This is a genomic window from Agrobacterium sp. GW821-FHT02D03, assembly GCF_059421725.1.
Genome location: NZ_JBWKVN010000001.1, coordinates 868,124 through 881,279, shown reverse-complemented (window position 1 = coordinate 881,279; position 13,156 = coordinate 868,124). Strand labels below are relative to the sequence as shown.

Here is a 13,156-nt window from a genome sequence, read left to right as displayed (position 1 = left end):
AAGATCAGAGGCTTGACCGCAGTGGGACGCGAATTCCGCGGCAGCCTCGCCCGACAGGGGAACATCTGTCCATGAGCACATTCGAATTCCTTTTGCACGGTCTTGAGGTTGCAGCCCAACCCATGAACCTGCTCTACGCGCTGATCGGCGTGACACTCGGCACCGCCGTCGGCGTTCTGCCCGGCATTGGCCCGGCTCTTACCGTGGCACTCCTTCTGCCCGTCACCTACAGGCTCGACCCTGCGGGCTCGCTCATCATGTTTGCCGGCATCTATTACGGCGGAATGTATGGCGGCTCGACCACCTCGATCCTTCTGAACACGCCAGGCGAAAGCGCCTCGATCGTCACCGCGCTCGAAGGCAACAAGATGGCCCGCAAGGGTCGTGGCGGTCCGGCTCTTGCCACCGCCGCCATCGGCTCCTTCGTCGCCGGACTGATCGCAACAATAGCGCTTGCCTTCGTCGCGCCCTATATCGTCAAGCTGGCGCTGGTCTTCGGTCCGCGCGAATATTTCGCGCTGATGGTTCTTGCCTTCGTCACCGTCTCGTCGGCATTCGGCGATTCGGCGCTGCGCGGCCTCACCTCGCTCTTCATCGGCTTCACGCTTGCCATTATCGGCATCGACCAGCTGACCGGGCAGACGCGTATGAGCTTCGGCGTTCCGGACCTTCTCGACGGTGTCGAAGTCACGACGCTTGCCGTTGCCATGTTCGCCATTGGCGAGACGCTCTTCATCGTGGCCCAGGGCCAGACCGGCCAGGACAAGATCGAAGCGGTCAAGGGCTCCATCTGGATGAGCGCGCAGGACTGGGCACGCTCCTGGAAGCCATGGCTGCGCGGCACGTTGATCGGCTTCCCCATCGGCGCCATGCCTGCGGGCGGTGCGGAAATCGGCACCTTCCTCTCCTATGCGACGGAGAAGAAGCTGAGCAAATATCCGGAAGAATTCGGCGAAGGCGCCATCGAAGGCGTTGCCGGTCCGGAAGCGGCCAACAACGCATCGGCAGCCGGTACGCTCGTTCCGCTCCTGACACTCGGCCTGCCCACCACGGCAACCGCCGCCATCATGCTCGCGGGCTTCCAGCAATATGGCCTGCAGCCCGGCCCACTGCTGTTTGCCACCAATCCGCAGCTCGTCTGGGGTCTGATCGCCAGCCTCTTCATCGCCAACCTGATGCTGCTGGTTCTCAACCTGCCGCTGATCGGCTTGTGGGTGAAGCTGCTGACCATCCCGAAGCCATGGCTCTATGCCGGCATTCTGCTGTTTGCGACGCTCGGCACCATCGGCGCCAATCCATCGGTCTTCGAACTCGGCATGCTGCTCGCCTTCGGTATCCTCGGCTACATTATGCGCATCTTCGGCTACCCGATCGCGCCCGCCGTCGTCGGCCTCATCCTCGGCCCGCTTGCCGAACAGCAGCTGCGACGTGCACTTGCCATCGGCCAGGGTGACCCGAGCGTCCTCTTCACCTCGCCCATCGCCGTCGGCCTCTTCCTCGTCGCCGCCGCAGCCTTCATCGTTCCGCTGATCATGCGTATTCGCGGACGCGGCCAGGTTCTGACGCAGCTTGCGGCCAACGAAGACTGATCGTAACCAGAACACCTCCCAGGACGAAGAGCCCCGTATCTTGCACGATGCGGGGCTCTTTCCTTTGGAACAGACGCGAAGAGCCTGAGTTACACACTCATACTTCACCTAGATTCAACGGGAGCCACCATGCGTAAACTCGGCCTTCTTCTCGTTCTGGCGCTTGCTTCCTGCTCCACAGCCGGGTCCACCGTCGAACCCATTCCCGGCAGCATTACCTATGGCGGACAGCCGCGTGAGAGATTGGTGAAGTCGCCCGCAGGCTCCACCTTCAGCCATAGCTTCCGCACCGGCGACGGACGCCTTGCGCTGGAAACCTATCGGATCGAACCGGACCGTTCGCTGACCCTTTTGCGCCGCGAGATCATCAGCGACTATCCGGAAAACTGACCGCGCGCTAAAGCATGGTCCACGCAAAAGTGTGCAGCGGTTTTGCGATAATGACATCCGACAAAACAAGGACTTAAAGCGTATGGAGCGAATCTGAAAGATCGCGACACGCTTTAAGCGCCGCGCAAATTTTCCATCGTCCCTTTGACGGCAGCGGAACATCATAAGCCGCTGCCCGTTCCTCTCCTGAACAGCACAAGCGGCACATGGCCGCGACCGTCCAGGAGAAGAAGATGAAGACCCACAAGACCAGAAACGACCTGCCCTCCAACACCAAATCCACGGTGATCGGGCTTTTGAACGAAGCGCTGGCTTCGATGATCGATCTGGCACTCCTTACCAAGCAGGCACACTGGAACCTCAAGGGTCCGCAGTTCATTGCCGTGCACGAGCTTCTCGACAGCTTCCGCAAGCTGATCGACAACCACACCGACATTATCGCAGAACGCGCCGTCCAGCTCGGCGGCACCGCACTTGGCAGCCTTCAGGCGGTCTCGTCCACCACCAAGCTCAAGGCCTACCCGACCGATATCTACAAGATCCATGACCATCTGGACGAACTGATCGAGCGCTACGGCGATGTCGCCAATCTCGTTCGCAAGTCGATCGATGAGGCGGATGAGGCAGGCGACGCCAGCACGGCGGATATCTTCACCGCCGCCTCGCGCGATCTCGACAAGTCGCTGTGGTTCCTCGAAGCCCACGTGCAGGAAAAAGCCTGACACGACAAAGCGCCCGGCCAAGACCGGGCGCTTTCACCAAGATAGTGCCAACTAGTGCCGCCGCAAGACTGCGCGGCCGATGTCCCGAAGCATGTCGTGATCAAGAATGCCGCGCTGGGCGCTTCTGATCAGCACGGCGGCGCATTCATTCGCCACCTGACTGCTGCGATCCTCCAAGCATTCGAAACAAACACCGTCAAAGATAGTCTGCAGATCCGTGACCTGCTGGGGCGACAACTGTCCGCCGACTCGTTGAAATGCCGCGTACGACAAGGCTCATCCTCCCGCAACATGCTGACAAACGATGTTAATTTCCATGAACACTTAATTTTTACACCTGATCGAATCGGATGTCGAATCAGATTTTAACGAATTATCAATCATTCATTTATTGGAACCACAGCTTCATGCGCCCGTTATATCACCATGATTTAATAGAGGAGACACCACCATGGACTGGAACCGCGTCGAAGGTAACTGGAAGCAGGTCAAGGGCAAGATCAAAGAGCAGTGGGGCAAACTCACTGACGATGATCTGGACCAGATCGCAGGCAAGCGCGACCAGCTGGAGGGTAAGATCCAGGAGCGCTACGGCATTGAAAAGGATCGCGTCAAGAGCGACGTCGACAGCTGGTACGGTCGCCAGGGCTGGTAACCGCACACTAGCAAATCTATCCGAAAACGGGCTGCGTAACACGCGGCCCGTTTTCACGTTTGGATTGCTTTACTGGCGGGTGATGCCCTCGCCCAGTATCTTTTCAGGACTGACATCCACCATCCAGCCGATCCCCCTGAGAGGCACGCCGTCCCGGTCATAGATCAACCGACCGCCCACGCGCACGAGACGAAACAGACCAGGCTCATATTCAACCGGATATTCTTCCTGGTAGAAATTGCCGTAGAGAAGACTGTCATGGATGGCCTTCGCCACCCGCTCCCTATTGGCAAGGTCGATCTTCATCAAAAAGGCCTCGATCGGAATCCCCTCTGCCCCTTCCGCCTCCGGCACGCCACACATTGCTGCGCAGACGCGATCGAGCGACAATCGGTTCTCGATGATGTCCCAAGTATGATACCCAACTTCACTCGGGTCCCTGCCCAACAGGCAATCCATGTCCCACTCCAAATCCTGATCGCACCCCGTAAATCATTCAGGAGGCGCAGACCGCTTGCGCACATCCGTGGCGCTATTGCCGGTACGGGGAACTTAAGGAGACCCTAACATTTATATGCGCGCCGGGTGAAGTGTCGATTTCATAAAAACAACACTATCAACGAAATTTGTGCGCAGAAAGAAGCTGGACGCGCCAAATATTCCCAAGATTTGTATGCATTTGCAAGTATTAAGGCCGGTTTGATCTTGGAATATACAATACACGGCGCAAGGCCGGGCGTACTTCCAACGCCTATTCCCTGCTGCCATGACAACGAACAGCTTGAACTCCTTTGTGCGCGCAAACCGCAACGCAACTTCAAAGGGATTTTTTGGCCTATCGATCGCTAACTGTTGCATAAAATCTACAGATTTTTCAACCAAAATGCGTTTTAGTATTCCCTCATATAAGGGAGTAAAGACCATGAAAAAGACGATCGCCACATTGGCATTCCTTCTCGCAGCCTCCACTGCAATGGCAGCGGACGCCGTTTACGAAACCCCGGCTGCACCCGTCGCCGACGTTGCCCCCGCCTTCAGCTGGACTGGCTTCAACATCGGTATCCAGGGCGGTTATAACTGGGCCAACCAGGACGTTTCGCTCCTCGGCGCAACCGGTTCTGCTGACGTCGACGGCGGCCTTCTCGGCGGCTTCGTCGGCTACAACCACGAGCTCGGCAACAACTGGGTCGTCGGCCTTGAAGCGGACTTCGAAAAGAACTGGGCGGATGACACGGCAGACCTCGGCGGCATCGCCACGGTTGACTACGGCCTCGACTGGCAGGGCTCCGTCCGCGGCCGCGTCGGCTACGCCTTCGACCGCGCACTGGTCTATGGTACCGCCGGCTGGGCCTATGCCCGTGGCTTCGCTGAAGTCCCAGGCGCCAGCGAAAAAGAAACCTTCAACGGCTACACCGTTGGCGTGGGCGTCGACTACGCCTTCACCGACATGATGTTCGGCCGCATCGAATACCGCTACACCGACTTCGGCGACAAGGACTTTGACCTCGGCGGCGGCGCAACGCTCAACTCCGACGTCGACCAGCACGCGATCCGCGTCGGTCTTGGCGTGAAGTTCTAAGGTTAGAAGAACACGTTGATCTGAGAAAGCCCGGCCACTGCGCCGGGCTTTTTTATTTAAACCAAATTGGCAAACAGATCGCTCGGAGCAAAGCCTCCCGCCCATGGATGAGCATTTAGCTTTTGATGAAGGCATGCGGAGCTCGACCCACATGGCCTTCAGATTGCCCTCTTCTCGCCCCCCTCCATCTCACTTTGAACGCTGGGCCGAGATCCTCGATCGGCGACCTGACCTTCAACCCGAATTTTTCGGATTGGATCATGGGATGGCCGATCGGATGGACCGATCCGATGCGGCCGGTAACGGGGTGGTCAGTCTGGCTGCAGCGTGTGCGTGGCGAACTCTCAAAAACGCCCATTTGAGTCACAGGTGAGAAGGCTTCGAAAGAGGCGTAAGGCGGGCCTGGCGACTCGCCTTTTAATGTTTGCTGGATGGTAAGTACCTCTTTAGCCTGCACCCTGACGTAGACTTGTAAAGTGAATGCAACCATGTAAGCTGCGCTTAAAAGCGGAGTAATTACGCAATAATGCCATCGTCCTTGATCCTTTACTCATGCAATCCCTGGATAAAGTGGTTGATCGCGAAGGAGCTTCGCTCTGACATTCATCATGTGTGGTGCAGTCCGGTGTTCGATCCGAGACGGCTAACGTCAGATGACCGTGGTTCACTCATCCCGCCGACGTCCAGCCCTTATTTGATTGCTAAAGACCTTGCCGCGGCGGTAAAGACGAAAGACAAACACAATGCTAAGATAGTGCAGCAGAAACTTGGTTTGGTGGCTCTCATAGAGGAGTGGCGCATAGCCGGCACAGTTTCACTAGATGCTGCAAACGAATTTTTGTACATGCTCCGCTCTGACGAACTTTCGCTGTGGAGACCTCTTATTTACGTAATTCCGAAGTCTGGAATCGACGTGTCGAGGATTGTCTTAGTGCCACCCTCGGAGCGTGCAGGTTTCGGCGATGAGTATAAGATCGTCGATTTAAAAGGGTCGGAGTTTGATAGGATTGAGCTCGATGTTGAGTAGTAACCAGTCTCTCGAAAGAAGCGGCCTTTCGCGTGATCGCGTTGCGCTTGCTATGGCCGCGCTCGCTTCATCCGCATCGGTGGCTGGTGCCTTGGCAGGGGAGTTGCCGCCTGAGGTTATCGATACGCTCCGCATATTGGCGGAGAAATCCGGAGTTGATCTAAAATCAAAAAGAGTTGCTGACAAGGTACGGCTGTCGGAAGTGGCTATGGATGCTTTGTTTTCGTTGTCGATTGGTGAAGTGCGACCACGCGATGCGCGAGGTGTTTTAGGATCCACAGGCCTATTGGACCCTAAGCAATATAAGGTCAACGTTAGCCCTTATGTTCGCGATCAAGTCAAATTGCTAGGTTTGACAAGCTCTCGACTTGAGTACTACGTCCGCAATCCTGATGCTTATCAGCACCTATTCGCGCCCGAAGAGTTCGCTCAAGATGCGCCGTTAGTCTCGATTTACGTGAAAATGATCAATTCCGAAGCCTCTGCCGAGGATCCTTACCAGGCAGTGTGGTACCTGATTCCAGCGAAGAGAGAGAGCGAGACGATCCAACCATCGGCAATCTGGAAAGTTTACGCTACCGACCTTGACCGCAACTTTGATTTAGCTACAGCAAAGCCTCTCGATCTGCTACGTGCGTTTGTAGACGTTTTTGGTTTACCGTTCCGTGTTCTTGGGCGGCCCATGTCACAAAAGGTAGTTACGTACGCCGCGAAACCTCTAGGTCCCGGCAACGTTCCCTTGATAGACGTAGACCCATTTCACAAAACAGATTTTTCCGCTCAGTTTCTTGTTCGTCCGACCGAGAATCGAATCGAGATTGCGCTTGCATATGTAATCGACCTTGCAAGGTACGAAGCAAACCTTCGCGAGAAAGCATCGTAGCTCCGAGCTGCAAGCGCCACCACTAGGTCAGTCTAACCTTGCGCCGACGAACCGCATATGGCTGGATAAGGTTATTGTTTCGACAAATGTGATGTGCCCGATCTTGGCGACATAACAAGTGATCACGATCTTCAGCTGTGCCCCATCCAATTTTCCAGAGATTTCGGATTCGCGCGATTCTGATTTCTCCTGTCAGAATTCCGAAAACGCGCTAGAGGGTACACTATGTCTTAGGTACAAACTGTTACTTACGTCTTCGGTTCGGACATGGAAATAATGGTAGCGGGAGAGGGACTTGAACCCCCGACACGCGGATTATGATTCCGCTGCTCTAACCACCTGAGCTACCCCGCCACGAGGGAAACAAAGCTGCGATGTGCGGCCCGTTTCATCAGGATGAGCGGCTTATAAGGTGCCGCTCCCTAAAGTGTCAAGCGCAAGATGCGCAAAAAGTCAGTCTTTCGACAGACTTGGCCGGAGTGCCGATTTCAGGCTGCGACCTGGTTGGCGAGCAGCGCTTTGAGCGATGCCTCGGCCTCCGCCGAGCGTTCCGAGCGCTCGATGAAACCGCCGCCATAGACGCGCGCATCCGCGCCCGGTGCGGAGTAGAGGACGCAGGCCTGACCGGGTGCGATACCCGCCTCGCCGACGGCGAGATCGACATAGATGCCTTTCTCGTCGGTATGGAGAACGGCTTCCGCCGGCGGGCGGGTGGAGCGGACCTTGGCATAGCAGGCAAAGCCGCCTGCTGCGTCGTCTTCAAGTGCTGCGTCGCCGAGCCAGTTCATGTCGCGCAGATAGACGCGGTGTGTCTCCAGCGCTTCGCGTGGGCCGACGATGACGCGGCGTCCGCGGGCGTCGAGATGGACGACATAAAGAGGCTCGCCGGTCGCAACGCCGATGCCGCGGCGCTGGCCGATCGTGTAATGCACGATGCCGTCGTGGCGGCCGAGCACGCGGCCGTCCAGATGGACGATATCGCCCACAAGTGCTGCATTCGGCTTCAGCTTGTTGATGATGTCGGTATACTTGCCCTGCGGCACGAAACAGATGTCCTGGCTGTCCGCCTTCTTGGCCACCACCAGGCCCATTTCTTCCGCCAGCGCACGCGTCTCCGCCTTGGAGAGACCGCCAAGGGGAAAGCGCAGGTAATCGATCTGCTCCTGTGTCGTTGCAAACAGGAACCAGCTCTGGTCGCGGTCGCTATCGATCGGGCGATAGAGCGCGCGGCGGTTGGGGTTGCCCGCCACCGGGTTACGGCGCGAGCGGATATAGTGGCCGGTTGCCAGCGCGTCGGCGCCCAGCTCTTGCGCGGTGGCCAGCAGATCGGCAAACTTGACCGTCTGGTTGCAGGCGACGCAAGGCACAGGCGTTTCGCCCATGGCATAGGCTTCGGCGAAGGGGTTGATCACCGTTTCGCGAAAACGCGCCTCGTAATCCAGCACGTAGTGGGGAATGCCGAGCGTTTCGCACACGCGGCGTGCATCGTCGATATCCTGGCCCGCACAACAGGAGCCAGCGCGATGAACGGCGGCGCCGTGGTCGTAAAGCTGCAGGGTGATGCCGAGGACGTCATAGCCCTCACGCTTGAGAATGCCAGCCACCACTGAGGAATCGACGCCACCGGACATGGCAACGACAATCCGGGTATCTTCCGGCTTCTTGTCAAAGTCGAGCGTATTCAAGGTTTTTCCAATCGTCAGTCATAACGGGGGTAAAGGCCCCGCCGCCTGTCGTCAAATCCATGAAGCTCAGCCTCAAGCGAGACATGGAAGCTTGGATTTTCAAGCGCTGCATATAGAAAGAAAAGCCCTGAAACGCAAGTACGGGGCGGCACGTGCCACCCCGTAGAGGATTTGTCTCTGTGTTGCAGTATCAGGCGCCAGCGGTCTTCTGGCTGTTGCCGATCCACTTGTCGCGTTCGCGCCAGAGGGCTGGGATTGCCAGCAGCGCAATCCCGACGACGGCAATCGCGGTCTTCTGGATCTGCGTCAGCTCTGCCGTGCGGCCATCCAGATAGTAGATGCCGTAGACGATGGCGACGTGCCAGACATAGACTTGCAGCGAGTGGCGGCCAAGAAGCTGCAGGAACTTCAGGGACAGCACCCAGATGACGCCAGCGGCGATCTTCTGCACGGTAGGGTTGTGATGCTTCGGACCGGCAATGATGAGCCAGGTGAGGCCAACGCCGACCGCGAGGAAGTTGATCAGGTAGACCGGGCCGAAGTCGGCGCGGATTTCCATGGTCGAGAACTTGCCGAGCACGAATTCCGGCATCAGGTTCCAGGCGGTGGCGATACGCAGCGGCACGAAGAACACGCAGACGATCAGCGCGGCCTTGGCAATCCAGCTACGCTCCGGCGAGAAGATCTTCGTCCACGGAATACGGTTCTGCGCCGTCATCGCGCCGAGTACCAATGCCGTGTAGAATACCAGCTGCCAGCCAAACAGGTTGAAGCTGACACGAATGCCCTGCTCGTCGACGCCCTTGACGATCTCGTTCATCGGCGCGGTGAAGAGCTGCTGCAGGCCAAGCTGTCCCGCCATCCATACCAGCAGCGAGCCGGCCATCACATAGGCCCACTTGCCGTCGATGCAGAGCTTCACCAGGAAGGGCGCAAAGATCATGTAGACGATATATTGCGGCAGGATATCCATGAAGGTCGGCTGGAACAGGAAGGTGGCAATGGCCGCCAGACGCAACGGATCGTCAAACGACGTCATGCCGAGCCAATTGTACCAGATGTAAGGGGCGTGCGGGATGACCATGCGTGCGAAGAGAACGGCGATCACCAGTCCCATTGCATATTTGTACAGTTCGAGCGCGCGGTTCCAGATCATATCGCGCCCGGCCTCGTAGCCGTATTTCACCATCTTGCGGGCATACACCATGCCGATAAGAAGGCCGGACAGGAACACGAAGCCCTGTGCGTCCTCAACGAAGGCAAACTGGCGATGGTTGATTTCCACCAGCCAGAAACCGCCTGCGAAGACCAGATGGTTGATCAGCATAAAGACGAGGAAATAGCCGCGCATCCCGTCGATCAGGTCGAAGCGTTTCATCGTTAAAGCTCTCCATTTCGCGGACCGCGCTGTGGCTGGTCGCCGTGTTCCTCTGCTCGGGTGTTGTCCGAAGGTCGGCCCGAAGTTCGGATTGTCAACGCGAATAAAAGGCGGGAGTTCCGCCTATGCGCGCATTTGCTAAAACGCGAGCGGTTCACATTGACGTGTGCCTGTCTGGTTAGAAGGCCGCGACTGAATGCGGGATGAACGAAAAAAGGCAATACGTGGACAAGGTTGCGGCACCGTCCCTCCCCCATTTTGCGTCGGTCGCCTGAACCGCTTGCTCACCAGTGCAAAGCGGCAAAAAAGAAAAAGGCGCCGGGGTCTGACCCCGGCGCCTAAATCGTGAGAAGAAATCGATGCGGTTTACGCGGCGGCCTGGATTGCGGCCACCTGCCAGTCGGATCCGCCCTTGCGAACGAAGGTCCACATCTCGACCGATTCTTCCGGCTCGTGCTCATTGCCTTCGATGACCTTGCCGGTGGCGCGGTCGCGCATGATGTCAATCGCCGAATAGCGCATCGCGACGGTCGCGTAATCCTGGCCCTCTTCGTGCCAGGCCTCGGCAACGTCACCCTGCAACAGCGTCACATCGCGTACATCGTTCTTCACGCCGCTCGTCGCATGGTCACTGAGTTCTTCGGCAAGATAAGACATCGCCTCCGGCGTCGTCAGCTTGCGCAGCGTGCCGTAATCTTCCGCAGCATAAGCGGACTGAACCTGCTGCAGCATGTGCTGGAAGGTTTCGAGGTCGCCATGCGTCACGCCGATTTCGTCGCCTTCGGACATGGCATTTTCATGCGGTACGGGTTTGGCAGCTACCGGTTCGGCAGCTGCCGTTGCGGCAGTAGCGCCACCAAAGGCACCGGCACGCGAGCCCATCTGCGGGATCTTGAAACCACCCTGGCCCTGGGGCTGATTGGCGGCATAGTCGCTGCGCGCATTGTTCGAGCCGGCTGCACCGCCATAAGCGGGCTCAGCGGCCTTGCGGCGCGAGGCGAAGAAACGCATGGCGAGCATGATGAGGCCGCCGATCAGCAGTCCCTGCAGCAGCATTCCGAAGAAGCCAGCCATGCCGCCGAAGCCGCCGCCCATGAGCATGCCGAACAGGCCGCCCATCAACAGGCCACCCATGAGACCGCCCATCATGCCACCAAACATGCCGCGGTTCTGCTGCGGTGCCTGCGCGCCTGGACGTGCCGGCTGCGCTGCATTTGGCTGCGTCGCCTGGTTGGTGTTCGGCGTCATGCTGCGGTTCATCGGCGCGGCCTGGCCAGGTGCGGTATTGGTTGCGGGCGGCGCCGAAAAGGTTCGCGTGCCGCGGCTGCCGAAACCGCCGCTTGCGCGGCGCGCTTCTGCCATATCGACAGCCACGAACGAAACCGCAATCCCCAGAGCGGCAACTGCGAACAAACCTTTAAAGCGCCGAATGGCAGCAAACATCGTCATCTCCTGTTGGGTCGCCCTCCCATTGAGCGACAAAGAACAAAAGGCATATAGCAACTATCGGTCTTTGTTTTGAGGGTGAGAACCATAAATATTTCGTGATACGCAACCCTCGGTAGATTTACGCTTCATCGCGCAATAAAAAGCCCGGTGCAGATAGGATCCGCACCGGGCTGAAATCTTCAAGAAGGCCGTCGTCGATCAATCGATATTGAAGGTTAGCGGCTTGACCTGACGGATGGCCGGGTTGGCGCGCAGCTTGTCCAGCACCTCTTCCGAGACGGGGCCGTCGACATAGAGCAGCGCAATCGCATCGCCACCATTGGCTTCGCGGCCAAGCTGGAAGTTTGCAATATTGACGCCCGCTTCGCCGAGCGTGGTGCCCATGAAGCCGATCATGCCGGGCACGTCGGTGTTGGTGATGTAGATCATGTGCTGACCGACATCGGCATCCATGTTGATGTTCTTGATCTGGATGAAGCGGGCCTTGCCATCCGAAAACACCGTGCCGGCAACCGAGCGAACCTGGTTTTCGGTCTTGACGGTGAGCTTGATGAAGCCGTCATAGACACCGGTCTTGTCGCGCTTGACCTCGGAGAGGATGATGCCCTTTTCCTTGATCATGATTGGCGCGGAAACCATGTTGACGTCTGCCACCTGCGGACGGATGAGACCGGCCAGAAGCGCGCTCGTCAGCGCCTTGGTGTTCATGTTGGCGGTTGCGCCATCATACAGGATTTCGATTTCCTTGGTGGCGCTCTCCTGCACCTGACCAACGAAAGAACCGAGGACGTCGGCAAGCTTGATGAAGGGCTTCAAACGCGGTGCTTCGTCAGCGGTGATCGAAGGCATGTTGATGGCGTTGGAAACCGCACCCTTGACCAGGTAATCCGACATCTGCTCGGCAACCTGCAGCGCCACGTTTTCCTGTGCTTCCGTGGTGGACGCGCCAAGATGCGGCGTGCAGACCACGTTCGGCAGGCCGAAAAGCGGGCTTTCGGTTGCAGGCTCGACTTCGAAGACGTCGAAACCGGCGCCAGCCACATGGCCGGACTTGATGGCGTCGGCAAGCGCTGCCTCATCCACCAGACCGCCACGGGCGCAGTTTATGATGCGCACACCCTTCTTGGTCTTGGCCAGGTTCTGCGCACCGAGAATGCCGCGCGTCTTGTCGGTCATCGGCACGTGCAGCGTAATGAAGTCGGCCTGGGCCAGAAGCTCATCGAGCTCGACCTTGGTCACACCCATTTCCTGTGCCCGTTCCGGCGACAGGAAGGGGTCGTAGGCTAGCACGTTCATCTTCAGACCGAGCGCACGCGAGCAGACGATGGAGCCGATATTGCCGGCACCGATGACGCCGAGCGTCTTGCCGGTGATTTCGACACCCATGAATTTCGACTTTTCCCACTTGCCGGCCTGGGTAGAGGTATCCGCTGCCGGAAGCTGACGGGCAACGGCAAACATCAGCGCGATGGCATGTTCTGCCGTGGTGATGGAGTTGCCGAAAGGCGTGTTCATGACGATGATGCCGCGGCGCGATGCAGCTGGGATATCGACGTTATCGACGCCGATGCCGGCGCGGCCGATGACCTTGAGGTTCTTGGCCGATTCGATAAGCTTTTCCGTCGCCTTGGTGGCAGAGCGGATGGCAAGACCATCATAATTGCCGATGATTTCGGCGAGCTTGTCCTTGTCCTTGCCGAGCTTCGGCTGGAAATCGACCTCGACGCCACGGTCGCGGAAGATTTGAACGGCGGTTTCAGACAGTTCGTCGGATACGAGTACGCGAGGTGCCATGGTGT

At 58.0% G+C, this 13,156-nt stretch carries 13 protein-coding genes and 1 tRNA gene; 8 read left to right on the top strand and 6 right to left on the bottom strand.

All coding sequences use genetic code 11. The annotated features are described in order from the left end of the window. The first annotated feature begins 71 nt into the window (after nucleotides 1–71). The 5 genes from AC07U5_RS04045 (at nucleotide 72) to AC07U5_RS04025 (ending at nucleotide 3,356) form a co-directional block, all read left to right on the top strand. Nucleotides 72–1,589, top strand: coding sequence for a tripartite tricarboxylate transporter permease (locus AC07U5_RS04045; protein ID WP_062425156.1), 1,518 nt, complete (start codon nucleotides 72–74; stop codon nucleotides 1,587–1,589). 129 nt (nucleotides 1,590–1,718) lie between these two features. After that, nucleotides 1,719–1,979, top strand: a complete 261-nt coding sequence (locus AC07U5_RS04040) for a hypothetical protein (RefSeq protein WP_062425157.1) — start codon at nucleotides 1,719–1,721, stop codon at nucleotides 1,977–1,979. A gap of 206 nt (nucleotides 1,980–2,185) precedes the next feature. Next, nucleotides 2,186–2,701 (top strand): DNA starvation/stationary phase protection protein Dps, encoded by a 516-nt coding sequence (gene dps / locus AC07U5_RS04035; RefSeq protein ID WP_082546397.1) that lies wholly within the window; start codon nucleotides 2,186–2,188, stop codon nucleotides 2,699–2,701. 96 nt (nucleotides 2,702–2,797) lie between these two features. Then, a complete protein-coding gene (locus tag AC07U5_RS04030; RefSeq protein WP_200924747.1) occupies nucleotides 2,798–3,070 on the top strand; it encodes a hypothetical protein in 273 nt (90 codons plus the stop codon). A gap of 82 nt (nucleotides 3,071–3,152) precedes the next feature. After that, nucleotides 3,153–3,356: a CsbD family protein gene (locus tag AC07U5_RS04025; RefSeq protein WP_494722354.1), complete on the top strand. Its 204-nt coding sequence runs from the start codon at nucleotides 3,153–3,155 to the stop codon at nucleotides 3,354–3,356. Between the two features lie 69 nt (nucleotides 3,357–3,425). Here the strand turns inward: AC07U5_RS04025 and AC07U5_RS04020 are convergent, their stop codons facing one another. Continuing rightward, complete coding sequence (locus tag AC07U5_RS04020; protein ID WP_062598830.1) at nucleotides 3,426–3,815, bottom strand: hypothetical protein; 390 nt, start codon at nucleotides 3,813–3,815, stop codon at nucleotides 3,426–3,428. A 463-nt stretch (nucleotides 3,816–4,278) separates the two neighbouring features. Here AC07U5_RS04020 and AC07U5_RS04015 point away from each other — a divergent pair, with 463 nt between their 5' ends. From AC07U5_RS04015 to AC07U5_RS04005, 3 genes are all read left to right on the top strand, one after another. Then, nucleotides 4,279–4,935, top strand: coding sequence for an outer membrane protein (locus AC07U5_RS04015; protein WP_113181025.1), 657 nt, complete (start codon nucleotides 4,279–4,281; stop codon nucleotides 4,933–4,935). A 574-nt stretch (nucleotides 4,936–5,509) separates the two neighbouring features. Then, complete coding sequence (locus tag AC07U5_RS04010) at nucleotides 5,510–5,962, top strand: hypothetical protein (RefSeq protein ID WP_494722353.1); 453 nt, start codon at nucleotides 5,510–5,512, stop codon at nucleotides 5,960–5,962. Beyond that, a complete protein-coding gene (locus tag AC07U5_RS04005; protein ID WP_494722352.1) occupies nucleotides 5,952–6,845 on the top strand; it encodes a hypothetical protein in 894 nt (297 codons plus the stop codon). The genes AC07U5_RS04010 and AC07U5_RS04005 overlap by 11 nt, the downstream gene beginning before the upstream one ends. Nucleotides 6,846–7,122: 277 nt before the next feature. Here AC07U5_RS04005 and AC07U5_RS04000 read toward each other — a convergent pair. From AC07U5_RS04000 to serA, 5 genes are all read right to left on the bottom strand, one after another. Next, nucleotides 7,123–7,199, bottom strand: a tRNA-Met gene (locus AC07U5_RS04000). A gap of 134 nt (nucleotides 7,200–7,333) precedes the next feature. Next, entirely contained in the window at nucleotides 7,334–8,530 is a 1,197-nt protein-coding gene (mnmA, locus tag AC07U5_RS03995) for a tRNA 2-thiouridine(34) synthase MnmA (RefSeq protein WP_113266540.1), read from the bottom strand. 190 nt (nucleotides 8,531–8,720) lie between these two features. Next, nucleotides 8,721–9,908 (bottom strand): OpgC family protein, encoded by a 1,188-nt coding sequence (locus AC07U5_RS03990; protein WP_494722351.1) that lies wholly within the window; start codon nucleotides 9,906–9,908, stop codon nucleotides 8,721–8,723. A 366-nt stretch (nucleotides 9,909–10,274) separates the two neighbouring features. Next, entirely contained in the window at nucleotides 10,275–11,351 is a 1,077-nt protein-coding gene (locus AC07U5_RS03985; protein WP_494722350.1) for a Tim44 domain-containing protein, read from the bottom strand. A gap of 204 nt (nucleotides 11,352–11,555) precedes the next feature. Continuing rightward, nucleotides 11,556–13,151 carry a phosphoglycerate dehydrogenase gene (gene serA / locus AC07U5_RS03980; protein WP_062598839.1) on the bottom strand — a complete coding sequence of 532 codons (1,596 nt, stop codon included), beginning with the start codon at nucleotides 13,149–13,151 and terminating at the stop codon, nucleotides 11,556–11,558. Nucleotides 13,152–13,156: the final 5 nt, after the last annotated feature.